Raw genomic sequence first — 23,253 nt, forward strand, 5'->3', positions numbered from 1 at the left:
AAGCGAGTGGTGGGCCCGGTCGGACTCGAACCGACGACCAAGGGATTATGAGTCCCCTGCTCTAACCAACTGAGCTACAGGCCCGGGTGCTCGGGTGGGTTCGCAGCGGGGCCGCAAACGGATGCGGCGCCATTCTACCCCGAGGGGGCAGGGCGCCGCATCGTGGAGGGGACGGCCCGTCTGCGGGACGGGCGCGAGGTACCGGTTATTCGGCGTCCATGTAGGTGCGCAGCAGTTCGGCGCGGGTCGGGTGGCGCAGCTTGCGCAGGGCCTTGGCCTCGATCTGGCGGATGCGCTCGCGGGTCACGTCGAACTGCTTGCCGACCTCCTCCAGGGTGTGGTCGGTGTTCATGTCGATGCCGAAGCGCATGCGCAGGACCTTGGCCTCGCGCGGGGTCAGCGTGGACAGGATCTCGCGGGTGGCCTCGGTGAGGCTTTCCTGCGCGGCGGACTCGGTCGGGGAGGCGACCTTTTCGTCTTCGATGAAGTCGCCCAGGTGGGAGTCCTCGTCGTCGCCGATCGGGGTCTCCATGGAGATCGGTTCCTTGGAGATCTTCATCACCTTGCGGATCTTGTCCTCGGGCATCTCCATGCGCTCGGCCAGCTCTTCCGGCGTGGCCTCGCGGCCCATCTCCTGCAGCATCTGGCGGGAGACGCGGTTGAGCTTGTTGATGGTCTCGATCATGTGCACCGGGATGCGGATGGTCCGGGCCTGGTCCGCGATGGAGCGGGTGATGGCCTGGCGGATCCACCAGGTGGCGTAGGTCGAGAACTTGTAGCCGCGGCGGTATTCGAACTTGTCCACCGCCTTCATCAGGCCGATGTTGCCTTCCTGGATCAGGTCGAGGAACTGCAGGCCGCGGTTGGTGTACTTCTTGGCGATGGAGATGACCAGGCGCAGGTTGGCCTCGACCATTTCTTTCTTGGCGCGGCGGGCCTTGGCCTCGCCGATGGACATGCGGCGGTTGATCTCCTTGATCTCGGAGATGCTGAGGCTGGCCTCGCGCTCGATCTCGGCCAGTTTCTTCTGCGTGCGCACGATGTCGTCCTCGAGATCACCGAGGGCGTTGACGTACTTGCCCTTGCCTTCCTTCTGGACTTCCTGGATCCAGTTGAGGTTGGTCTCGTTGCGCGGGAAGCCGTCGATGAAGGTCTTGCGCGGCATATGCGCCTGGTTCACGGCCATGTCCATGATCCGGCGTTCGTGCTTGCGGATCCGGTCGATGGTCGTGTGCAGTTCCTGGGTCAGCTGGTCGACCACGCGCGGCACCAGCTTGAACTCCATGAAGTACTTCGCGGTTGCCTCGCGCGCGGTGGCATACGCTTCCATGTCGCCGGCCTCGAAGGCGGCGTGGGCGCGGGCGTGCAGTTCGCGCAGTTTCTCGAAGCGCTGGCGGGCTTCTTCGGGGTCGGGGCCGTTGTCCACCGGTTCGCCGGCCTCTTCGTCGGCTTCGTCCACGGCCTCGGAGATGGCGTCCAGTTCGGGCGAGGCGGCCTCTTCCTTCTTCGGCTGAGGCTGCTCCTTGACGTCGACCTCTTCGGCCAGGCCACGGGCGACGGCCTCGCCATTGGTGCCGTCGGGCTCGATGAAGGACACCACCAGGTCGGTCAGGCGGCTGCCGTTCTCGACGATCTGGTCGTAATCCTTGATGAGCTTGTCGATCGCGCCGGGATGGTGGGCCAGCGCGAACAGGACCTGCATCAGGCCCTCTTCGATGCGCTTGGCGATGCGGATCTCGCCCTCGCGGGTGAGCAGCTCCACAGTACCCATCTCGCGCATGTACATGCGCACCGGGTCGGTGGTGCGGCCGAAGTCGCTGTCGGCGGAGGCCAGCGCGGCGACCGCGTCCTCGGCGTCTTCGTCGGCGGACACCGAGCCGTCGGACAGCAGCAGGCTGTCGGCGTCCGGGGCCTGCTCGTGGACTTCGATGCCCATGTCGTTGATCATCGCGATGATGTCTTCGACCTGGTCGGAGTCGATGATGGTTTCGGGCAGGTGGTCGTTCACCTCGGTATACGTGAGGTATCCCTGCTCCTTGCCCTTGGCAATGAGTTCCTTGAGCTGGGATTGCTGCTCTTCACGGTTCATCGCGATCTGATCTCCGAGGTTCGTCGTTCGGCTTCGAAAAGTGAACCCTGCATTATAGCAGAAGTGTCTTATATTGCTCGCCCCGTGAGGCGCGCGAAAAATGGTTCGTGCAATCAAGTGGATGCGGGCACGAACGGGGATTTCAAGGGGCCATGGGCTGCGGCTGCGGCTGCGGCGCGGTCTCGCCTTCAGCCCTGCAGGATGGAGGTGAGACGCGCGAGTTCGTCGCGTTGTTCCGTATCCAGACTCCCGGAAGCGGTGAGTTCACGGATGCGTTCGCGGCAGTGGCGCCGCAGCAGCTGGTCGGCGGCGTCCAGTGCGACCTGACGGGTCATCCCGTCTTCGCCGTCGTGCAGCTCGGCGCTGGCCAGCGACAGCAGGCGTTCGAAGCGCGGGTGTTCGCGGAATCGTTCCAGCAGCCGCGCGGTATCCGGCCGCGGCTGCTCGCCCAGGGCTTCCAGCAGTCGGCCGAGGGTGCCGGAAGCCTCGCCGCTGGCGGCCGCCAGCTCGCGCAGGGCGGGTGTGTCCCAGTCCAGTTCCGGGTGCTGCAGGATGCGCGCGAGCAGGGCGGCCCACAGGGTCGTGCTGCGGCGCCCGCTCGAAGGCGCGGATTCGCCGCGGGGACGACTGACAGGCGGGCCGTACGGCGAAGGCGTTTCTTCGGGAGGGCTCGCAGGGCCGGTTGTGGCGCGCCCGGCGGCCCCTGCGGCTGCGTAGCTGGCGCTGCCGCTGGCCGTCTCGGTCTGCAGCTGTTCCTCCAGGCGCTCGCGCGGGAGGTGGCTCTCCTCGGCGACGCGTTCGCACAGCAGTTCGCGGAACAGCGGATCGCGTGCGGTGGCGATGCGGCGCACCGCGGCGTGGGCGAAATGCGTGCGCCCCTCGGCAGTCTCGGTGGGGTGCTCTTCGCGCAGCAGCCGCACCAGGGCCTCGGACAGCGGCAGGGCCTGTTCCAGCAGCCGTTCCCAGGCGGCAAGGCCCTCGCGGCGCACCAGGCTGTCGGGGTCGTCGCCCTCGGGCAGGAACAGGAAACGGACTTCGCGCATGCCCTGCATCACCGGCAGGGCCTGTTCCAGCGCGCGCGAAGCGGCGCGGCGTCCGGCGGCGTCGCCGTCGAAGCACAGGGTCAGGTGGCCGACCTGGCGGAACAGTACGTCGAAGTGGCTGCGTCCCAGAGCCGTCCCCATGCAGGCGACGGCCCGGTGGTAGCCGCTGCGCGCCAGCGCGACCACGTCCATGTACCCCTCGACCACCACCAGGTGATCCAGCCGGGTCTGCGCGCGGCGGGCCTCGAACAGGCCGTAGATGGTCTGTCCCTTGTGGAAGACCGTGCTCTCGGGACTGTTGAGGTACTTGGGCTCGCCGTCGTCGATCAGGCGCCCGCCAAAGCCGGTGACACGCCCGCGCCGGTCGCGAATGGGAAACATGATGCGGGCGCGGAAACGTTCGCGCAGGTCGCCGTTGTCGCGGCGCGCGGCGAGGCCGGCATCCACCAGCTGCTGCGGGGAGAAGCGCTCCGACAGCGTCTGCAGCAGGCCCGATTTCGGCGCCCAGCCGAGGCGGAAATCGCGGGCGGTGGCGCCGTCGATGCCGCGGTTCTTGAGATAGTCGACCGCGCGCGGGGTCTCGCGCAGCTGGCGGACGTAGTAGTCCGCGGCGGCCTCCAGCGCGGCGTACAGTGGCCCGGTGGTGTCCTGGCGCGGGCCGTCGTCGTTTTCGCGCGGGACCTCCAGGCCAGCCTGTTCGGCGAGCTGTTCCACCGCCTCGGGAAAGGCGAGGTTCTCGTAATCCATCAGGAAACCGATGGCAGTGCCGTGCACGCCGCAGCCGAAGCAGTGGTAGAACTGCTTCTGCGGGGATACGTAGAACGACGGGGTCTTTTCGCCGTGGAACGGGCAGCAGGCGGCGTATTCGCTGCCGGCCTTCTTGAGGCTGACGCGCCGGCGCACCACCTCCACGATGTCGGTGCGCTCGAGCAGCTCGTCGATGAATGCCTGCGGGATACGGCCTGCCATGGTCCTCGTCGCCGGACGGGAGAGTCCGCCCCGGGGCCGGGGCGTGGCCGAGCATGATACCGCGCCCGCATCCGCAGGGACCATTGGCCCGCCGGAGATAGCGGTCGGAGCGCCGGATCGCGCAGAGGGCTGCGCTCCTACCCCCCCCACCCACACAGGGGGCGGGCCCGGGCCGTGGGAGGCCGGCCCTCCAGCCGATCAGGCGCGGGGTCAGCGGTATGGCGGGGCGGAGTCCTCGGCGACGGCGTCGGGGTCGATGCCGGTGTAGAGCTCCTCCACGGGCAGGCTCCATTCCAGCTCGGGGAGCTCCAGGCGGTCCTCGGCGCCGAGGTATTCCGCGGCCCAGCCGGCGTTTCGCCGATAGACCTGGACCGCCGGGCGCTGCTGCTNNCGAACGCCTGGACCGCCGGGCGCTGCTGCTCGACGATCAGGTAGGTGGCGAGGCTGTCGAGCCGGGTATAGGCCAGCAGCTTCTCCCGGCGGTCGAGGCGTTCGGTGGCCGGCGAGGTCACCTCGGCAATCACCCGCGGGCGCTCGAGATAGTAGCGGTGACGGTCGTCCGGGTCGCAGCCGACCATGACGTCGGGATAGTAGAACAGCTCGTCGTCACCCAGGCGCAGATGCACCTTCATGTCGGCCATGAAGGTCTGGCACAGGCCGCCGCGCAGGGCGGCGTGCAATGCGGTGCCAAGGTTCATGGTGACGATGTTGTGATTGCGGCTGGCCCCGCCCATGGCATAGACGGTGCCGTTGACGTATTCGTGCCGGATCTCGGTCTCCAGCTCTCCCTGCAGGTATTCGTCCACCGGCGTGAACGCCCGGGCGTTGGCCATTCCCATCGGCTGCCTCCGTACCACGAATGCCGTGACTGCCTCCCAGTATTGCGCTGCGGGCAGGCCGCGTCCAGTGGCGCACCATGCCGCCCGGGCGTGACGGCTCCGCCCGCAAACAGAACGGGCCCCTTGCGGGGCCCGTGACAGGTCAACGTCCGTTGGCCGGGCCCGCTCAGGCCGCCTGGCGCAGGTTGGCCAGCAGACCGCTGAGTTCGGCGGCCTTGGGCTTCACCAGCCAGAAGGAGCCCTGCCAGCTGTCGAACTGTTCGAGGATCTGGCGGCCCCAGGCGCTGTCCGTCTCGTGCACGAACTCGGTGATGAGTTCCTCGAGATAGTTGCGATGGGCCTCCATTTCCTCGGTATCGAGGCGGTGCAGGTCGATCAGCTCGTTGTTGATGCGGTCGGGGAAGTCGTTTTCCCGGTCGAGCACGAAGGCGAAGCCGCCGGTCATTCCGGCGCCGAAGTTGACCCCGGTGCCACCCAGGATGGTCATCACGCCGCCGGTCATGTATTCGCAGCCGTGGTCGCCGATGCCTTCCACCACCGCGATGGCCCCGGAGTTGCGCACGCCGAAGCGCTCGCCGGCCTGGCCGGCGGCGAACAGCTTGCCCCCGGTCGCGCCGTACAGGCAGGTGTTGCCCATGATGGTGGTGTCCTGGCTGGCAAAGCCCGAACCTTCCGGCGGGCGGATCACCAGCTTGCCGCCGGTCATGCCCTTGCCGACGTAGTCGTTGGCGTCGCCTTCCAGGTACAGGTGCAGGCCGCCGGCGTTCCAGACGCCGAAGCTCTGTCCGGCCGTGCCCTGCAGGCGTACCTGCAGCGGGGCTTCGGCCATGCCCTGGTTGCCGTGGCGCCGGGCAATCTCGCCGGACAGCCGCGCGCCGATGGAGCGGTCGGTGTTACTGCACTTGTAATGGTGCTCGCCGCCGGCCTTGTTTTCGATGGCGTCGAGCATGTCGGCGACCATCTTTTCTGCCAGCTCGGCCTTGTCGAACGGCTCGTTCTTCGGCTCCTTGCAGAAGCGCGGCTTGTCGTCGAGGTCGCCGGTCTCCAGCAGGCGGTCGATGGCCAGGTGCTGCTGCCGGGGCGTTTCGCCCGGCAGGACTTCGAGCAGGTCGGTGCGGCCGATCAGGTCGGTCAGGCTGCGCACGCCCAGTTTCGCCATCCATTCGCGGGTCTCGCGGGCGACGAACTGGAAGTAGTGCATGACCATCTCGGGCAGGCCGATGAAGTGGTTCATGCGCAGCACCTTGTCCTGCGTGGCGACACCCGTGGCGCAGTTGTTCAGGTGGCAGATGCGCAGGTACTTGCAGCCGAGTGCGACCATCGGCCCGGTGCCGAAGCCGAAGCTCTCCGCACCGAGGATCGCGGCCTTGATCACGTCGAGCCCGGTCTTCAGGCCGCCGTCGGTCTGCAGGCGCACCTTGTCGCGCAGGTCGTTGCCGCGCAGGGTCGCGTGGGTCTCGGCCAGGCCCAGTTCCCAGGGCGTGCCGGCGTACTTGACCGAAGTCAGCGGGCTGGCGCCGGTGCCGCCGTCGTAACCGGAGATGGTGATCAGGTCGGCATAGGCCTTGGCCACGCCCGCGGCCACGGTGCCGACGCCGGCCTCGGAGACCAGCTTCACCGAGACCAGCGCATCCGGGTTGACCTGCTTGAGGTCGAAGATCAGCTGCGCCAGGTCTTCGATGGAATAGATGTCGTGATGCGGCGGCGGCGAGATCAGGGCCACGCCCGGATTCGAGTAGCGCAGCTCGGCGATCATCTTGTTGACCTTGTGGCCCGGCAGCTGGCCGCCCTCGCCGGGCTTGGCGCCCTGGGCGACCTTGATCTGCAGCACCTCGGCGTTGACCAGATAGTGCGGGGTCACGCCGAAGCGGCCGGAGGCCACCTGCTTGATCTTGGACATGCGCTCGGTGCCGTAGCGGGAGACGGCCTCGCCGCCCTCGCCGGAGTTGGAGCGCCCGCCGAGGCGGTTCATCGCGGTGGCGAGAGCCTCGTGGGCCTCCGGCGACAGCGCGCCCAGGCTCATGCCGGCGGAGTCGAAACGCGGCAGGATGTCGGCCTCGGACTCGACCTCGTCGACTTCGATCGGCTCGATGTCCTCGCGCGGCTTGAGCAGGTCGCGCAGGGTCGCCACCGGACGTTCGTTCACCAATGCCGCGTATTCCTGGTACACCCCGTAGTCACCGGACTGCACCGCGCGGTGCAGGGTCTGGATCACGTCCGGATTGTAGGCGTGGTATTCCCCGCCGTGGATGTACTTCAGCAGCCCGCCCTGCTTGGGCGCCTTGCGCGGATTCCAGGCACGCTGTGCGAGGATGTCCAGGTCTTCCTCGATATCGGCAAAACGGGTGCCGCGGATGCGACTGGTGGTGCCCTTGAAGCAGGTCTCCACGACCTCGTCGGCGAGACCGACGATCTCGAACAGCTGGGCCCCGCGGTAACTGGCGATGGTCGAGATGCCCATTTTGGAGAGGATCTTGAACAGGCCCTTGTTGATCCCCTTGCGATAGTTCTGCGCCAGGGTAAGGGCGTCCACCCCGGGGATCTCCCCGGATTCGCTCATGCCGTGCAGCGCGGAGTAGGCGAGATAGGGGTAGATCGCGGTCGCGCCATAGCCGATCAGTACCGCGAAGTGGTGCGGGTCGCGCACGGTGGCGGTCTCGATGACGATGTTGGCGTCGGTACGCAGGCGCGCGGCGATCAGGGCGTGATGCACCGCGCCTACCGCCAGCGGCGCGGGGATCGGCCGGCGCTCGCTGTCGATCGCGCGGTCGGACAGGACGAGGATCACGGCGCCATCGCGCACGGCCCGGACCGCATTTTCGGTCAGCTGCTTGATCGCCGATTCGAGGTCGAGGCTCTGGCGGTCGTAATTGAGGTCCAGCCGTTCCACGCGGAAGGCATCTTCGGTCTGATTGCACAGCTCGCGGAACTTCACCTCGGACAGCACCGGGGAATCCGCCACCAGCCGGTGGGCGTGTTCCGGGGTTTCCTCGAACAGCCCCTGCTCGCGGCCGAAGCAGGTCTCCAGCGACATCACGATGCTCTCGCGCAGCGGATCGATCGCCGGGTTGGTGACCTGGGCGAACTGCTGGCGGAAGTAGTCGTACAGCGAACGGGTCTGCTGCGAGAGCACCGCGAACGGGGTGTCGTCCCCCATCGAGCCGACGGCCTCCTGGCCGGCCTCGGCCAGCACGCGCAGGACCTGGTCGCGCTCTTCGAAGGTGACGTCGAACAGTTTCTCGTAGGTCTCCAGACGCGCCGCCGGCATGGGTTCGCCGGAGAACAGCTGATTGTCATCCAGCTGGCTCTTCAGGTGATGCACCTGCGCGCGCAGCCACTGGCGGTAGGGCTGACGCTTGCGGTTGATCTGGTCGATGTCCTCGGGTTGCAGCAGCTCGCCGGTTTCGGTGTCCACCGCCAGCATCTGCCCGGGCTTCAGGCGGCCCTTGGCGACCACGTCCTCGGGGGCGTAGTCGTACACGCCGATCTCCGAGGCCAGGGTGATGTGGCGGTCCTTCGTGATGACGTAGCGCGCCGGGCGCAGGCCGTTGCGGTCCAGGGTGCAGCCGGCGTAGCGGCCGTCGGTCAGCACGATGCCGGCCGGGCCATCCCAGGGCTCCATGTGCATGGAGTTGTACTCGTAGAACGCGCGCAGATCCGGGTCCATGTGCGCGACGTTCTGCCACGCCGGCGGGACCAGCAGGCGCATCGCACGGAATAGGTCCATGCCGCCGGCCAGCAGGACCTCGAGCATGTTGTCGAGGCTTTGCGAATCGGAACCTTCCAGATTGACCAGCGGTTCCAGATCGGACAGTTCGGGAAGCAGTTCGTTGGCGAACTTGTGCTGGCGCGCGACCGCCCAGTTGCGGTTGCCCTGCACGGTGTTGATCTCGCCGTTGTGCGCGAGGAAACGGAACGGCTGAGCCAGGCCCCACTGCGGCCAGGTGTTGGTGGAGAAGCGCTGGTGGAACACGCAGATCGCGGTTTCCAGCTCCGGGCGCTGCAGGTCGGGGTAGAACACCGGCAGGTTGGCCGGCATCACCAGACCCTTGTACGACAGTACCCGCGCCGACAGGCTCGGCACGTAGAACACCGGGTCCGAAGCCATCGCCATCTCCGCGCGCCGCCGCGCGACGTACAGGGCGCGTTCGAAGGCGTCGCCGTCCATCTCCGCCGGGGCGTTGACGAACAGCTGGAGGACGTGCGGCTGGGTGCGCAGGGCTTCCGCCCCGCAGGCGTCGGGGTCGACCGGGACTTCGCGCCATCCGGCCAGGGTCAGGCCGCCGCGGTCGAGGGCGTCTTCCACCGCGGCGCGGGTCTCGGCGATCGCCTCGGGGTTGATGAACACCAGGCCGGCGGCGAAGCGTTCCGCCAGCGCGATGCCCGCTTCATCCGCGATCTGGCGCAGGAACGGTTCGGGGGTCCGCATCAGCAGGCCGCAGCCGTCGCCGGTCTTGCCGTCGGCGGCGATCGCGCCGCGATGTGTCAGCCGTTCGAGAGCCCGTATTGCAGTTTCCAGTACCCAGTGACTGGCCTGCCCGTCCATGTGTGCGATGAGGCCGAATCCGCAATTGTCGCGTTCGAATTCGGGGCGATGGAGGGTGCCGGTCAGTCGGGTCTGCTGCATCGATAGGCCTCCGGTCGTGGTGCGTATGCACCAGGCTGGAAAAAGGGGCGCAGGAATATACCGGAATGATCGTGTTCCGGCAAACCGGAGGGTGCAATTACACGCGCAGGTGGAGTGGACAGCCTTGCCCGGGGGGGGTCAGCGGCGGGCCGCCTCCTGGACCGAACCGATGGAGCGAATCCAGGTGCCGGCGTCCCGCGCGCTGTCCGGCAGCTCGGCAGCCGCCTGTTCCGCAGCGCCCCGGTCGGGGAAGGCGCCGGCGAGGATCACGACGTAGTCGGTCCCGCCCGTCCGGGTGGGGATGTAGCGGATGCCACCGAGGTTGTGGCGCTCGGCATATTCGCGCGCGGTGTCCATGTCCGGCGCGGCCACCAGCTGGATGGTCATGCGCGAGGCATCCTGACCCTCGAGCCATTCCAGGTCGCCTTGCAGGCGCTCGTCGTCGCCCTCGGCGTCGGCCAGGGCTTCAGTGGTCTGATCGGCCGGCTCCGGCTCCGGCTCCGGCTCCGGCTCGGGTTCCGGCTCCGGCTCCGGTTCGGGCTCCGGCTCGGCTTCGGGGGGCGGGCCCGGCTCTTCCGGTGTCTCCGCCGGTTCGTCGGTGGCTGGCGGGGGCAGGATGGGCTCCGGTTCCAGCCGAGCGATCTCCGGTGACGGCTCTTCCGCTTCGAGGGGCGGATCCGGGGCCGCTTCCCGCTCGTCCGGGCGTTCCGGCAGGGGCAGTTCCACCCGTTCCTCGTGTTCCGGGGCATGCTCGGGCGAGCCGGTCAGCAGTTGCCAGAGCAGCGGCGCGGCGATCCCGAAGGCCACGGTGGCGGCTACGGCGGGAACGAACCAGCGCTGGTTCCAGAACGGTTGTGCTTCGGCCGGTGCGAGAGCCGGCTCCTCCGCTGTCGTTTCCGCGTCGGCGTCCGAGGCGTCGCGCTCGCCGCGCAGGGCGAATGCGGCCGGAGTGAAATCGTCGCCGTCGCGGCTCGCGCGGAGGCTTTCTCCGGGGGCGGGTTCGGCTCCGGATGGAGCACCGGCCTGCTCCTCGGGGCGGGTGCCGGACGGCGCCGCTCCGGATGGCGACGCGGATTCCGCAGCATCCCGCGCATCCCCGGCATCGGCGGTGGCTGCCTGGCCGGCGGACGCGGCCGCGGGGGGCGCAGTCGTGCCCGGTGTCGGGCGACATTTCGCTTCCAGCAGGATCCGCGCCTCGCGGTTGAGGGCGCCCGCGAGCCCCTGGCTGTCGGTCTGCAGGCGCTGCACGGCCTCGCGCGGGAGTAGTGCATCCGGGTCTTCGGCGCCGGCGGCCAGCAGGCGATGACGCAGGTAGGCGGCGGTCTGTTCGAGGTTGAACGCGCGCAGGCTCAGGCGGGTCAGCTGGTCCTCGTCTCCCGGGTCCGGCAGGTACAGGCGGCGGCGCAGGAGTCCCGCGCCGCCGACCAGGACGATGCGCGGTGCGCGACCATGCTGCTCGAGGATCTCCGAGCGCATGCGCAGCAGGTTGTTGACGATGTCGGTGCCCACCAGGTGGGCGTCGTCCATCGCGATCACCGGTACGAATCCGTCGACCACCCGCTGGGCGAGCAGTTCGGTCAGCGAGCGATCGGGGTCATCCGCGTTCTGCGAGCGCAGGTAGTTGCGGATGGTCAGGTCTACCGACTCGAAATGGGTGTTGATGCGTGCCTTGAAGGCGATGAGTTCGTAGCCCTCGGGCAGCATGCCGAGCAGGCGCATCAGCTGCAGGCTGCGGCCGGAGCCGTTGTCGCCGGTCAGCAGAACCACGGCACCGGGGTGCTCCAGAGCCTGTCGTGCGGATTCCAGGACACCGTCCAGCAGCGGATCGGTGTACAGGAAGTCCGCGTCGGGCACCTCCGCGAACGGGTCGGTGCGCAGGCCCAGCTGTTCCAGGCATTGGTCGCGGAGTGCCATGGCGGTCAGGTCAGGGTGCCGAGGTCGAACAGGCGGTGATGTTCGCGGATGGCGTGACGGTCGGTCATGCCGGCGATGTAGTCGGCGATGGCGCGTTGTTGTCCGTGCGGATCATCCTCGCTCAGGGCGCGGGCGTGGCGCTGGTAGTGCTCCGGCATCAGGCGCGGGTCGCGGTCGAAGGCGGCGAACAGGTCAAGGATGATCTGGCGCGCCTTGTGCATTACGCCATGGACCTGGTGATGCCGGTAGAGGTTTTCCCGCAGGAAGGTCTTGAGCGTGCGGTTGCGCTCGGCCATCTCCGGGCTGAAGCGGATCAGCGGGCCGCTCTCCGCGCGCACGGCGTCGATCGAGTCCGGGCTGCTGCTCTCGATCGCGTGGCGGCTGGTGGTGACCAGGTCCTGGACCAGGGTGTCGATCATGCGCCGCACGGTTTCGTGCTGTACGCGGCGGGCCTCCAGCCTCGGGTAGCGCGCGCGCACCGCGTCGAGGCAGTCGCGGAACAGCGGGACTTCCATCAGCTGGTCCAGCTGCAGCAGGCCGGCGCGCAGGCCGTCGTCGACATCGTGATTGTTGTAGGCGATCTCGTCGGCGACGTTGGCCAGCTGGGCCTCCAGCGATGGCTGGCCGCGCTGCAGAAAGCGCACGCCCACCTCGCCCAGGATGCGGGCGTCTTCCGGCGAGCAGTGCTTGAGGATGCCCTCGCGGGTCTCGAAGGTCAGGTTGAGGCCGTCGAAGTCGGCGTAATGCGCCTCGAGGTGGTCCACGATCCGCAGCGACTGCAGGTTGTGTTCAAAGCCGCCATGTTCGCGCATGCAGTCGTTCAGGGCGTGCTGCCCGGTGTGGCCGAACGGGGTGTGGCCCAGGTCATGGGCCAGCGCGACCGCCTCGGTGAGGTCTTCGTTGAGGCCCAGGGCGCGGGCGACGGAACGCCCGATCTGCGCGACCTCCAGCGAATGCGTGAGGCGGTTGCGGAACAGGTCGCCCTCGTGGCTGATGAATACCTGGGTCTTGTACTCCAGGCGGCGAAACGCGCTGGAATGCACGATGCGGTCGCGATCACGCTGGAACTCGCTGCGGTGGCGCGGGGCGTCTTCCGGGTACCGGCGGCCGCGTGTCCGCTCCGGGTCGGCCGCCCACGGGGCGAGGCCGACGCCGTTGGGGGTACGGGCGATCGAGGCGGTGTCAGGCGGCACGGGCGGTCTCGTCGAGGGTGTGTTGCAGGGCGTTGTCGTCGAAGTCGGCGGTCAGTTCGGCGGCGCCCAGCCCGCGCAGCAGCACCAGCCGCAGGCGCCCTTCGCTGACCTTCTTGTCGATCCCCATCAGTTCGCGGAAGCGGGCGGCATCCAGTTCCGCCGGCGGGTAGGTGTCGAGGCCGGCGCGGTGGATCAAGGCCTCGGCGCGCGCGGCGTCGGCCGGGGCCAGCCAGCCCATGCGCGCGGACATCCGGGCGGCCATGGCCATGCCGGTGCCTACCGCCTCGCCGTGCAGCCAGGCGCCATAGCCCATGCCGGTTTCAATGGCGTGGCCGAAAGTGTGGCCGAGGTTGAGCAGGGCGCGGCGGCCGGATTCGCGTTCGTCCGCGGCGACTACTTCGGCCTTGCAGGCACAGGAGCGGCGGATGGCGTGGGCCAGCGCCTCGGGTTCCAGGGCGAGCAGGCGGTCGAGGTGTTCTTCCAGCCAGGCGAAGAAATCCGCGTCCTGCATCAGGCCGTACTTGATGACTTCGGCGAGACCGGCGCGCAGCTCGCGCGTCGGCAGGCTCTGCAGGCTGTCGGTGTCGATGACCACCGCGCGCGGCTGGTGGAAGGACCCGATCATGTTCTTGCCCAGCGGGTGGTTGACCCCGGTCTTGCCGCCCACGGAGGAGTCGACCTGCGCCAGCAGGGTGGTCGGGACCTGAACGAAGTGGATGCCTCGCTGGTAGATCGCGGCGGCGAAACCGGCGATGTCGCCCACCACGCCACCCCCCAGCGCGACGATGCGGCTGCCGCGGTCGAAGCGGGCCTCCAGCAGCCGGGTCAGGATCTGTTCGACCGTCGCCAGGCTCTTGTGCGATTCGCCGTCTGGCAGCTCGATCCACAGGGGCTCGTCGCGCACACCGGCCGCGGCCAGGCTGGCGCGCAGGCGCTCGCCATACAGTGGCCCCACGGTACTGTTGGTGACGACCGCGACACGCCGTCCCTCCAGCACCGGAGTGAAACATTCGGCCCGCGCGGCCTCGCCGGGGCCGATGTGGATCGGGTAGCTGCGTTCGCCCAGTTCGACGTTCAAGATTTCCATGGAGTCATCATAGCGTGCACGTCGCGTGCTCGTAAGTCAGGCTCGCGAACGTGCACATTGATCAGCGTTTCCCGAGTCACGGGCTTTTCCAAAGGGGCTGTCCTGGATTATCATGCTCCGTTCTGCATGGCGGGCGTGTGTGCCGGCCATGGCTTAACGTACACCGTTTCGTCGAAACCAATGCTGTAACCGGAGATTGTATGCCGCACGTTCGAGTCCGCGAAAACGAACCCTTCGAGGTTGCCCTGCGCCGTTTCAAGCGCACCTGTGAAAAGGCCGGCGTGGTGGCCGAAGTCCGCCGCCGCGAGTACTACGAGAAGCCCACGGCCGAGCGCAAGCGCAAGGCGGCCGCCGCGGTGAAGCGGCAGCTGAAGAAGAATTCGCGCGACATGACCCGTCGGCCGCGGTTGTACTGAACCCCGCGGAGCCCCGGCCCGACCGGGCCCGTGGCTCGCGCATGAATCCTTGCGAGGAGGGATGCCGAATGTCGCTGAAGGCCCGGTTGCAGGATGACGTGAAACAGGCCATGCGGGCCCGGGAACGGGACCGCCTGGCGATCCTGCGTCAGATTCAGGCGGAAATCTCCCAGTTCGAAGTCGACGAGCGCCGCGACGCGGACGACGACGCCGTGCTCGCGATCCTCAACCGCATGCTCAAGCAGCGGCGCGATTCCATCGAACAGTACCGTCAGGGCGGGCGCGACGATCTCGCCGACCGTGAGGCTGCGGAGATCGCCGTGGTGGAGGCCTACATGCCCGAGCCGCTCGACGACGCCGCGCTGGATGCGGTGATTGCCGAGGTCATCGCCGAGACCGGGGCCGAGGGCCCGGGTGACATGGGCCGGGTGATGGGCGTACTCAAGCCGCGGGTGTTCGGGCGTGCCGACATGGGCGCCGTCAGCGGCAAGGTCCGCGCAGCACTGGGGAAATCTTGACCCCGGACGGGCCCGTGTCAAATGTAGTCCTCGTATGACCTGCCGCGCCGGTGCCGGGCCCTCCGGCCGTTGTGGCCCCGACCCCGTTTCGTTGGAGCGACTGACCCATGGCGACCAATCCGATGCAGTTCCTGGACCTCCCGCGCCAGGATCCCCAGAAGACCCCCGCGGAAATCCGCATCCACGAGTTCGGCGAGATCATCGGCCAGTTCGATCCCGCCACCGCCGGCCAGCAGGCCGGGCGCTGCCTGGCCTGCGGCAATCCCTATTGTGAGTGGAAGTGCCCGGTCCACAACTTCATCCCCAACTGGCTGAAGCTGGTCGAGGAAGGCAATCTGTTTGCTGCGGCCGAGATGTCGCACAAGACCAATTCCCTGCCGGAGGTCTGTGGCCGGGTATGTCCGCAGGACCGCCTGTGCGAGGGTGCCTGCACCCTGAATGACGGTTTCGGCGCGGTCACCATCGGTTCGGTGGAGAAATACATCACCGACGAGGCGCTGAAGGCCGGCTGGCGGCCCGATCTGTCGGATGTGGTGCCGACCGGCAAGCGGGTCGCGGTGATCGGCGCCGGGCCGGCCGGTCTCGGTTGTGCCGACATCCTCGCGCGCAACGGTGTCGAGGCGGTGGTCTATGACCGTTACCCCGAGATCGGCGGGTTGCTGACCTTCGGGATCCCCCCGTTCAAGCTGGAAAAGAACGTGATCCGCACCCGTCGGGAACTGCTCGAGGGAATGGGCGTGGAATTTCGCCTGAATACCGAGATCGGCCGCGACGTGGAGTTCCAGGCGCTGCTGGACGAATACGACGCGGTCTTCCTCGGCATGGGGACCTACAACGCGATGCAGGGCGGTTTCCCCGGTGAGGATCTGCCCGGGGTCTATCCGGCCCTGCCGTTCCTGGTGTCCAACATCCGCGAAGTGATGGGCTGGGAGCACGACGAGAACGGTTTCGTCGACATGGCCGGGCAGCGGGTCGTGGTCCTCGGCGGCGGCGACACCGCAATGGACTGCAACCGCACCTCCATTCGCCAGGGCGCCACCTCGGTGACCTGTGCCTACCGCCGTGACGAAGAGAACATGCCGGGCTCGCGCAAGGAGGTCGTCCATGCGCGCGAGGAGGGCGTGCAGTTCGAGTTCAACGTGCAGCCGCTCGAGATCGTGGGCGACGACAAGGTCGAGGGCGTGAAGGTCGTGCGCACCCGGATGGGTGCACCGGACGAGCGTGGCCGGCGGCGTCCCGAGCCGGTGCCGGGTTCCGAGTACGTGATTCCCGCCGACCGCGTGCTGGTGGCTTTCGGCTTCCGCCCGTCACCATCCGACTGGTTCGGCGAACACGGCATCGACATCGACGAGGGCGGCCGCGTCCGTGCGCCGGAATCCGGCCGGCACGCCTTCCAGACCGCCAACGAGAAGGTCTTTGCCGGCGGCGACATGGTCCGCGGCTCCGACCTGGTGGTCACCGCCGTCTTCGAGGGCCGCCAGGCCGCCGAAGGCATTCTTGAATACCTCGGCGTCTGAGGACTGCATGGCCCAGGAACTTGAAAACGACCGCCTCCTGCGGGCACTGGCCCGCGAACCGGTGGATCGCCCGCCCGTCTGGATCATGCGTCAGGCCGGTCGCTATCTGCCCGAGTACCGCGAGACGCGGGCGCAGGCCGGCAGCTTCATGAGCCTCTGCCAGAATCCGGAGCTGGCCTGCGAAGTCACCATGCAGCCACTCCGCCGTTTTCCGCTGGATGCCGCCATCCTGTTTTCGGACATCCTCACCATCCCCGATGCCATGGGGCTGGGTCTGTACTTCGAGACCGGCGAGGGACCGAAATTCCGCGATCCGGTGCGCAGCCCGGAAGCCATCGAGCGGCTGCCGGTCCCCGACCCGGAGGATTCGCTGGGCTATGTGACCGATGCGGTGCGTCTGATTCGGCGCGAACTCAACGGCCAGGTACCGCTGATCGGCTTCGCCGGCAGCCCGTGGACCCTCGCCACCTACATGGTGGAAGGTGGCAGCTCGCGCGATTTCGCCGAGACCAAGCGCCTGCTGTATGGCGATCCGCAGGCCATGCATGCGTTGCTGCAGAAGGTGGCCGACGCGGTCACCGAGTACCTGAATGCGCAGATCCGCGCCGGGGCTCAGGCGGTCATGGTCTTCGATACCTGGGGAGGTGCGCTGACACCGCGCAGCTACCGCGAATTTTCGCTGGCGTACATGCAGCGCATCGTCGACGGCCTGATCCGCGAGAACGAAGGCCGTCGCGTCCCGGTGACCCTGTTCACCAAGGGCGGCGGGGCCTGGCTGGAGGCGCAGGCCGACACCGGCGCGGATGGCCTGGGCCTGGACTGGACGATCGAGATCGGCGAGGCCGCGCAGCGCGTCGGCGACCGTGTCGCCCTGCAGGGCAATCTCGATCCCTCCGTGCTGTATGCCCCGGAAGCCGTGGTGCGCGAGGAGACCCGGCGTGTTCTTGACGGCTTCGGTCGCGACACCGGCCATGTCTTCAATCTCGGGCACGGCGTGCACCCGGCGATCGATCCGGATCGTGTGGCGGCGATGGTCGACACGGTGGTCAATTACCGCCGCGCCGACTGAGCCGGGAACGGCACCGAATCACCCCTCCCGCTCCGGGGGGGGTGCGGGCGCATCAGAGGCGTTCCGCCTCGCGACCCTCCGTCAGGAGGCGTTCCACTTCTCCGGCCCCGGCCCGGGCCATGGGTTTGCCGTCCACCGGCGAGGGTGGCGCCTGGCGGATCCCGTCCAGCGGAAAGATCGTCAGTTCGACCTCGGTGTCGTCCGGCCCGCGGAAGGCGATGAAGGGCACGCGCTGCTCGCGGCCCTGCCGGCTGCGGTAGCGGCGCTCGCCGGTTTCGCAGTGGATACCGCGGTCGGCCAGGTCGATCAGCACCTCTTCCACGGTCTCGGCGAATCCGTGCAGATTGATCACCGGGAAGCGTTCGATCATCCCCGTGAGCAGCGGTCCGACCAGGCGCGGCTCCAGATGCGACAGGCGCTGCATCACCTGCAGTGCCGCCGCAAGGCGGTCGCGATACGCCTGGCGGCTCTCGTCGGTCGCGAACAGCCGGCTGCGTTCCAGTGCGGCATCCTGGATTTCGATGTTGGCCGGCATGTCGTGGCGTGCGTCCACACCCAGGTGTTCCGCGGCCTTGCGCTTGGCCAGGCCGAAATCGCGGATGCCCTCGTCGAGCAGGATTCGCCCGGCTTCCTGGGCGAGTTCATGACGCAGTCGGGAGCCGTTGCTGCTCATCGTCAAAATACCGATTCGGGTTGCTGGTCGCGACCGTTGCGGTCGTCCCCCGGAATGCTGCGCGAACGCTCGGGAATTTGCTGCGGGAGCAGCCATTCGGTGGTTGCGCGGCTGTCACCGGCGTCGGGGGCGCGCCCGCCGTCGGGCAGGATGCCCACGCGTACCAGGTCGTCCGGCCGTTCCGGAAGGCTTTCTTCGGTGTCCGCCAGGGCGCTCCCCATGAAGCGGGTCCATATTGGCAGGGCAGCCCGCCCTCCGCTCTCGCGGCGGCCGAGCTCCCGGTTGTCGTCGAACCCGATCCACGACGTCGCCACCAGTTCGCCGTTGAATCCGGCGAACCATGCGTCGCGATAGTCGTTGGTGGTGCCGGTCTTTCCCGCCAGGTCCGAACGGCCCAGCTCCTGCGCCCGCCGTCCGGTGCCGGCGTCCACTACGTGTTTCAGCATGCGGCTCATCTGCCAGGCCACGCCGGGCTCCAGGACCGGCACCGGGTCGCGTTGCTGCAGAACCGTCTCGCCGGTGGACAGCGTCAGGTCCTGCCCGGGCGGGTTGTCGCAGGGCGGCGCGCAGCTGCGGGATGCGGGTGCCTGATAGAGCAGCTCGCCATCCACGGTTTCGATCCGCGAAATGATCCAGGGGCTGTGCAGTCGCCCGCCGCTGGCGAACACGCCGTAGGCGGTGTTCAGCTGCAGAGGGGTGAGTGAACCGGTGCCCAGCACCATGGAGAGGTTGCGCGGCTGGCGGTCCGGGTCCAGCCCGAAACGTCCCAGCTGATCGTGCACGTTCTCAACGCCGATCGTGTCGAGCAGGCGGATCGAGGCGAGATTGCGCGAATGCGCCAGCGCGCTCTGCATCGGCGTGTCGCCCTGGAACTGGCGCGAATAGTTCTGCGGACGCCATTCCGCCCCCAGGGCCGGGTCATCAAACACCATCGGGGCGTCCACCAGCGTGCTGCGTGGCCGGTAGCCCTCGCGCAGCGCCAGGGCATACACCAGCGGCTTGAAGGCCGAACCGGGCTGGCGCTGTGCCTGCACGGCCCGGTTGTAATGGTTGTCGAAAAAGTCGAAGCCACCGGCCAGGGCCAGAATGGCGCCGTCGTCCGGCGACTGGGCGATCAGCGATCCGGTCACTTCGGGTTTCTGTGCCAGTCGCCACCCGGATTCTTCATCCGCCCGGATCCGGATGACGTCCCCGCGCCGGAGGTCCGGTGAATCCGCCCATGCCAGACCCTCGGCTGTCAGTTCGACCTCCCCGATGCGGCCGCCGTCGACCCGCAGGGAGCCGTCGTCGCCGGTCTCCAGCACCGCGGCCGGATAGAGAAGGCGTCCGTGTATGCCCAGGTTTCTCAGGGCGCGTTCGCGGGCGTCGGCCGTGGCCATCTCTTCGTCGGACAGCTGCGTTTCCGGACCTCGAAAACCGTGACGTTCGTCATATTTCAGGAGGCCGGCGCGCAATGCCTGATTGGCGGCCTCCTGATAGTCGGGGTCAATCGTGGTGTGCACCTGCAGCCCGCGCCGATAAGCGTCTTCGCCCCAGAGGTTGACGACGATCCGGCGGGCATCCTCCGCCACCCAGTGAGCGTCGATCTCGGTCTGTGCGGTGTGCCGTTCCGACATCACCGGCCGCTCCACGGCCGCCGCGTGCTCCTCGGCGGTGATGGCGCCGGTGTCCAGCATCCGGCCGAGGACGTAGTCACGGCGGATGCGCGCACGCTCCGGACTGGTCACCGGGTTGGTGGTGGACGGTGCCTTGGGAAGGGCCGCCAGAATGGCGATCTCGTCGAGTTCCAGGTCGTCCAGCGAGCGGCCGAAATACACCCGTGACGCCGCTTCCACGCCGTAGGCGCGCTGCCCGAGGTAGATTTTGTTCAGATAGAGTTCCAGGATCTCGTCCTTGCTGAGTTCCCGTTCCAGCCGGATGGCCAGAAAGATTTCCCGCAGCTTGCGCTCGTAGGTGCGGTCCCGGGTGAGGAAGATGTTGCGGGCAAGCTGCATGGTGATGGTGCTGCCCCCCTGGGTTCGTTCCCCGGTGCTCACCAGATTGACCGCGGCACGCGCCAGACCGAAGACATCGATCCCCGGGTGACGGAAGAACCGCTCGTCCTCGGCAGCCAGAAAGGCCTGGACCACGGGCTCGGGAACATCCTCGATCTCCACCGGAATGCGCCTTTCTTCCGCGAACTCCCCCATCAGGCTGCCATCCGCCGCCCGGATCTGCAGCGGCGTCTGCAACCGCACCTCGCGTACGGCTTCCGGTTCGGGTAGTGTCGGGGCGTAATAGGCGTACAGCCCGAGCAGCGCCGCCGAGCCGGCGATCATGAGGGTCAGGGTTATGGCCGCCAGAGCGGTGACAGACTTCACAATCCGGTGCATGACTCTAAATTTTGTGGGGGGAAGGTGAGGGATTGCCTTCAGAAGGATTTGCAACCCCGAAAACGTCATGTATATTAATCGTTGCTAGCATTCGAGATTGTAACGCTACCAGCTGCAATCATCGGGGTATACAGGGGGATGTGTGCTGAATCTCGGAAAATCCAGGCCCGCACTGCTGGGCGTTGATGTCAGTTCGGCGGCCGTCAAGGTCCTCGAGCTTGGTCGACACGGAAAGGGATATCGGGTCGAGGCATTCGCCGTCGAGCCGCTGCCGGACGGTGTCATGGTCGACAAGGTCTGCCAGGACACCGAAGCGGTCGGTGCAGCGCTTGGACGTGCAGTCAAACGCTCCGGTTCCCGTCTTAAACAATGCGCGATGACCGTACCGTCCTCGGCCGTCATCACCAAGACCATCCAGCTGTCCGCCAGCCTCAGCGACTCGGAACTGGAAGGTCAGGTGTTCGTCGAGGCGGACCAGTACATCCCGTACACCCTGGAAGAGGTCAACCTCGACTTCCAGGTCCTGGGGCCCAACGAAAAGAACCCTCAGATGCAGGATGTCCTCGTCGTGGCCTCGCGTCGCGAAAACGTGGAATCACGTATCGCCATCGCCGAGGCGGCGAAGCTCTCGGTGGAGCTGGTCGACGTCGAGGCCTATGCCATCGAACATGCCTCCGAACGCCTGATGGAGCATATCCCCGACCGGGAGAACAAGCCGATGGTCGCCATCGTGGACGTCGGCTCGTCGGTGACGGCGGTCTATGTCGTCTCTCAGACCGAAGGTGTCGTGTACACGCGCGAGCAGAATTTCGGTGGCCGGATGCTCACCGAAGAGATCATGCGGCGCTACAACATGAGCTACCAGGAAGCCGGATCGGCGAAGATGAGCGGCGACCTTCCCGCGGATTACGTCAGCGAGGTCCTGGAGCCGTTCAAGCAGACGATGATGGATCAGATCCAGCGGCTGCTGCAGTACTTCTATGTGACCCGGCCCCAGGACACCATCGATCACGTGCTGCTGGGCGGCGGCTGTGCCGCCATCCCCGGAGTGGACGAAATGCTGGAGGAAGTGACCTCCACGCCCGTTTCGGTAGCCAACCCCTTCCGCGGGATGGCGCTCTCCCGTCGCATCAACCAGCAACGCTTCACCAATGATGCGCCGGCCCTGCTGACGGCCTGCGGCCTGGCACTGCGGGGGCAAACATCATGATCTATGTCAATCTGCTTCCCTGGCGCGAACGTGCTCGCGAACAGCGGCGCAAGCAATTCTTCGTCTCGGTCGGCGTGGCCGCAGCGGTGGGTGTGGTGCTTGCGTTCGGCGGTTATACCTACATGGAATCCCTGATCGACCATCAGGAAGATCGCAATCAGGTGCTCGAAGAAGAAATCCGCGAGCTCGACCGCAAGATCGCCGAGATCGAGGAACTCGAAGAGAAACGCGAGGACCTCGTCGCGCGGATGGACGTCATCCAGACGCTGCAGGCGCAGCGCCCGGAGGCCGTCCACCTGTTTGACCAGATGGTGGTGACCCTGCCGGACGGCACCTACGTTAACGAGATCACTCAGGACGGATCGCGTATTCAGATTCGCGGCCTGTCGGAATCCAACACCCGCATCTCCGCGATGATGCGCAATCTGGATAACTCCCCGTGGCTGGGCAGCTCCAACCTGCAGATCATCGAAACCCGCGAGGAAGGCCGTATCCAGGTGAGGGATTTCCGCCTCGACGCACGGCAGACCCGGCCGGACAATGGCGAGTAGGGAGACTGCCCAATGGACCTGAAAAACCTCAACGAGATCGATTTCAACAACATTGGCGAGGCACCCTGGATCGTCAAGGGGGTGATCCTTCTGGTGATCATCGCCGTGATCCTGGGCCTCACCTACTATTTCGTGATCGACGACCAGCTCAGCGATCTGGAACGGGCGGAGCGCGAGGAACAGCAGCTGCGTGACGAGTTCGAGGATAAGCAGCAGCGTGCGGCCAACCTCGACGATTACCGCGAACAGCTCGCGGAAATGGAAGACATGTTCGTGGAGCTGCTGGAGCTGCTGCCGACCAGCGCGGAAATCCCCAGCCTGCTGGTGGATGTGTCGCAGACAGCGCTGCAGACCGGCCTGGAAATCGAGCTGTTCGAGCCGCGTTCCCACCGCGAGCGGGATTTCTATGCCGAGGTGCCGATCCGGCTGCGGCTGCGGGGCGACTACGAGGAACTGGCCGAATTCGTCAGTGGCGTCTCCTCGATGCCCCGCGTGGTCACCATGCACGACATGCGCATCCGCCGCGCGGGTGACTCGGACTTTGATCTGGTCATGAACGCCGAGGCGCGAACCTACCGCTATCTGGAGGACAACTGATGAGTCGGATCTCCGTCAGCCCCCGGGTACGGATCCTGGCGGTCGCCGTGCTGGGCGCGGGCCTGCTGGGTGGCTGCGCCCAGGACAAGAGTGACCTGCACAACTATATCGCCGAGGTCCACGAACGGCCGGGTTCGGGCATCGAACCGATCCCGACGCTCGAGCCCCACGAGCCCTACCTGTATCCGGGGCATACCCGTTCACCGTTTGACTCCAGCGTGATCGAACAGCCTCAGATCGCGGAGGACGAGGGCGAGCCGGGCGATGCCGAAATCGACCCGGACCGGCCGCGGGAATACCTGGAGAGCTACCCGCTGGATTCGCTGTCCATGGTCGGCACCCTGGAGCGCGACAACATGCGCTATGCCCTGGTACGGACTCCGGACCGCTCGGTGCAGCAGGTCACGGTGGGCAACTGGATGGGCCAGAACCACGGTCAGATCGTCGCAATCACGCCCACCCGCATCGAGCTGGTGGAAGTGGTTCCGGATGCCTTCGGCGGGCACATCGAGCGCGACAATTCCATCGCCTTGCAGCGGGCCGAAGATCGGTAGGATCCCGGGAGAGAC

17 protein-coding genes and 1 tRNA gene are annotated in these 23,253 nt (G+C 67.2%); 8 read left to right on the forward strand and 10 right to left on the reverse strand.

The genetic code is table 11. The annotated features are described in order from the left end of the window. Positions 1-7 precede the first annotated feature (7 nt). The 8 genes from B1A74_RS10925 to aroB all read right to left on the reverse strand — a co-directional run bounded on the left by B1A74_RS10925 (position 8) and on the right by aroB (position 13,761). Positions 8-84: transfer RNA gene (locus B1A74_RS10925), tRNA-Ile, on the reverse strand. A 121-nt stretch (positions 85-205) separates the two neighbouring features. Next, complete coding sequence (gene rpoD, locus B1A74_RS10930) at positions 206-2,089, reverse strand: RNA polymerase sigma factor RpoD (protein ID WP_018946780.1); 1,884 nt, start codon at positions 2,087-2,089, stop codon at positions 206-208. 188 nt (positions 2,090-2,277) lie between these two features. Further along, complete coding sequence (gene dnaG, locus B1A74_RS10935) at positions 2,278-4,101, reverse strand: DNA primase (RefSeq protein ID WP_024329105.1); 1,824 nt, start codon at positions 4,099-4,101, stop codon at positions 2,278-2,280. 137 nt (positions 4,102-4,238) lie between these two features. After that, positions 4,239-4,940 (reverse strand): Uma2 family endonuclease, encoded by a 702-nt coding sequence (locus tag B1A74_RS10940; protein ID WP_244269211.1) that lies wholly within the window; start codon positions 4,938-4,940, stop codon positions 4,239-4,241. A 166-nt stretch (positions 4,941-5,106) separates the two neighbouring features. After that, entirely contained in the window at positions 5,107-9,567 is a 4,461-nt protein-coding gene (gene gltB / locus B1A74_RS10945; RefSeq protein ID WP_077244667.1) for a glutamate synthase large subunit, read from the reverse strand. A 138-nt stretch (positions 9,568-9,705) separates the two neighbouring features. Then, positions 9,706-11,481, reverse strand: coding sequence for an SPOR domain-containing protein (locus B1A74_RS10950; RefSeq protein WP_077244668.1), 1,776 nt, complete (start codon positions 11,479-11,481; stop codon positions 9,706-9,708). Positions 11,482-11,486: 5 nt separating this feature from the next. Next, the gene (locus B1A74_RS10955; RefSeq protein ID WP_077244669.1) at positions 11,487-12,674 is read right to left on the reverse strand and encodes a deoxyguanosinetriphosphate triphosphohydrolase; all 1,188 of its coding nucleotides are present in this window, start codon (positions 12,672-12,674) and stop codon (positions 11,487-11,489) included. Beyond that, a complete protein-coding gene (gene aroB / locus B1A74_RS10960; protein ID WP_077244670.1) occupies positions 12,664-13,761 on the reverse strand; it encodes a 3-dehydroquinate synthase in 1,098 nt (365 codons plus the stop codon). Before aroB ends, B1A74_RS10955 begins: the two co-directional genes overlap by 11 nt. Before the next feature lie 200 nt (positions 13,762-13,961). On the opposite strand from aroB, the gene rpsU reads away from it, so the two are divergent. The 4 genes from rpsU to hemE all read left to right on the forward strand — a co-directional run bounded on the left by rpsU (position 13,962) and on the right by hemE (position 17,281). Further along, positions 13,962-14,177, forward strand: coding sequence for a 30S ribosomal protein S21 (gene rpsU / locus B1A74_RS10965; protein WP_018870999.1), 216 nt, complete (start codon positions 13,962-13,964; stop codon positions 14,175-14,177). A gap of 68 nt (positions 14,178-14,245) precedes the next feature. Next, on the forward strand, positions 14,246-14,695 hold the full coding sequence (locus B1A74_RS10970) for a GatB/YqeY domain-containing protein (protein ID WP_018870998.1): 450 nt from the start codon (positions 14,246-14,248) through the stop codon (positions 14,693-14,695). Positions 14,696-14,802: 107 nt separating this feature from the next. Further along, positions 14,803-16,212 (forward strand): FAD-dependent oxidoreductase, encoded by a 1,410-nt coding sequence (locus B1A74_RS10975; RefSeq protein WP_018946786.1) that lies wholly within the window; start codon positions 14,803-14,805, stop codon positions 16,210-16,212. Between the two features lie 7 nt (positions 16,213-16,219). Further along, positions 16,220-17,281, forward strand: coding sequence for a uroporphyrinogen decarboxylase (hemE, locus tag B1A74_RS10980; RefSeq protein ID WP_024329098.1), 1,062 nt, complete (start codon positions 16,220-16,222; stop codon positions 17,279-17,281). A 52-nt stretch (positions 17,282-17,333) separates the two neighbouring features. On the opposite strand, the gene B1A74_RS10985 is transcribed toward hemE, so the two are convergent. Both B1A74_RS10985 and B1A74_RS10990 read right to left on the reverse strand, forming a co-directional pair. Further along, positions 17,334-17,954 (reverse strand): hypothetical protein, encoded by a 621-nt coding sequence (locus tag B1A74_RS10985; protein WP_024329097.1) that lies wholly within the window; start codon positions 17,952-17,954, stop codon positions 17,334-17,336. 2 nt (positions 17,955-17,956) lie between these two features. Then, positions 17,957-20,326: a penicillin-binding protein 1A gene (locus B1A74_RS10990; RefSeq protein WP_077244671.1), complete on the reverse strand. Its 2,370-nt coding sequence runs from the start codon at positions 20,324-20,326 to the stop codon at positions 17,957-17,959. Positions 20,327-20,468: 142 nt separating this feature from the next. On the opposite strand from B1A74_RS10990, the gene B1A74_RS10995 reads away from it, so the two are divergent. From B1A74_RS10995 to B1A74_RS11010, 4 genes are read left to right on the forward strand one after another with little or no spacing between them, the layout of a single operon-like run. Beyond that, on the forward strand, positions 20,469-21,536 hold the full coding sequence (locus B1A74_RS10995; protein WP_024329095.1) for a pilus assembly protein PilM: 1,068 nt from the start codon (positions 20,469-20,471) through the stop codon (positions 21,534-21,536). Next, on the forward strand, positions 21,533-22,087 hold the full coding sequence (locus tag B1A74_RS11000) for a PilN domain-containing protein (protein WP_024329094.1): 555 nt from the start codon (positions 21,533-21,535) through the stop codon (positions 22,085-22,087). The genes B1A74_RS10995 and B1A74_RS11000 overlap by 4 nt, the downstream gene beginning before the upstream one ends. 12 nt (positions 22,088-22,099) lie before the next feature. Continuing rightward, positions 22,100-22,684 (forward strand): type IV pilus inner membrane component PilO, encoded by a 585-nt coding sequence (locus B1A74_RS11005; RefSeq protein WP_024329093.1) that lies wholly within the window; start codon positions 22,100-22,102, stop codon positions 22,682-22,684. Further along, complete coding sequence (locus tag B1A74_RS11010) at positions 22,684-23,238, forward strand: pilus assembly protein PilP (protein ID WP_018946793.1); 555 nt, start codon at positions 22,684-22,686, stop codon at positions 23,236-23,238. The genes B1A74_RS11005 and B1A74_RS11010 overlap by 1 nt, the downstream gene beginning before the upstream one ends. Positions 23,239-23,253: the final 15 nt, after the last annotated feature.

Source organism: Thioalkalivibrio halophilus, assembly GCF_001995255.1.
Lineage (GTDB): Bacteria > Pseudomonadota > Gammaproteobacteria > Ectothiorhodospirales > Ectothiorhodospiraceae > Thioalkalivibrio > Thioalkalivibrio halophilus.

What these genes read in the sequence shown, in the direction of transcription:
- rpoD (WP_018946780.1), bottom strand. Translation starts at nt 2,089, where the DNA reads ATGAACCGTGAAGAGCAGCAATCCCAGCTCAAGGAACTCATTGCCAAG.
- dnaG (WP_024329105.1), bottom strand. Translation starts at nt 4,101, where the DNA reads ATGGCAGGCCGTATCCCGCAGGCATTCATCGACGAGCTGCTCGAGCGC.
- gltB (WP_077244667.1), bottom strand. Translation starts at nt 9,567, where the DNA reads ATGCAGCAGACCCGACTGACCGGCACCCTCCATCGCCCCGAATTCGAA.
- B1A74_RS10950 (WP_077244668.1), bottom strand. Translation starts at nt 11,481, where the DNA reads ATGGCACTCCGCGACCAATGCCTGGAACAGCTGGGCCTGCGCACCGAC.
- aroB (WP_077244670.1), bottom strand. Translation starts at nt 13,761, where the DNA reads ATGGAAATCTTGAACGTCGAACTGGGCGAACGCAGCTACCCGATCCAC.
- rpsU (WP_018870999.1), top strand. Translation starts at nt 13,962, where the DNA reads ATGCCGCACGTTCGAGTCCGCGAAAACGAACCCTTCGAGGTTGCCCTG.
- B1A74_RS10970 (WP_018870998.1), top strand. Translation starts at nt 14,246, where the DNA reads ATGTCGCTGAAGGCCCGGTTGCAGGATGACGTGAAACAGGCCATGCGG.
- B1A74_RS10975 (WP_018946786.1), top strand. Translation starts at nt 14,803, where the DNA reads ATGGCGACCAATCCGATGCAGTTCCTGGACCTCCCGCGCCAGGATCCC.
- hemE (WP_024329098.1), top strand. Translation starts at nt 16,220, where the DNA reads ATGGCCCAGGAACTTGAAAACGACCGCCTCCTGCGGGCACTGGCCCGC.
- B1A74_RS10985 (WP_024329097.1), bottom strand. Translation starts at nt 17,954, where the DNA reads ATGAGCAGCAACGGCTCCCGACTGCGTCATGAACTCGCCCAGGAAGCC.
- B1A74_RS10990 (WP_077244671.1), bottom strand. Translation starts at nt 20,326, where the DNA reads ATGCACCGGATTGTGAAGTCTGTCACCGCTCTGGCGGCCATAACCCTG.
- B1A74_RS11000 (WP_024329094.1), top strand. Translation starts at nt 21,533, where the DNA reads ATGATCTATGTCAATCTGCTTCCCTGGCGCGAACGTGCTCGCGAACAG.
- B1A74_RS11005 (WP_024329093.1), top strand. Translation starts at nt 22,100, where the DNA reads ATGGACCTGAAAAACCTCAACGAGATCGATTTCAACAACATTGGCGAG.
- B1A74_RS11010 (WP_018946793.1), top strand. Translation starts at nt 22,684, where the DNA reads ATGAGTCGGATCTCCGTCAGCCCCCGGGTACGGATCCTGGCGGTCGCC.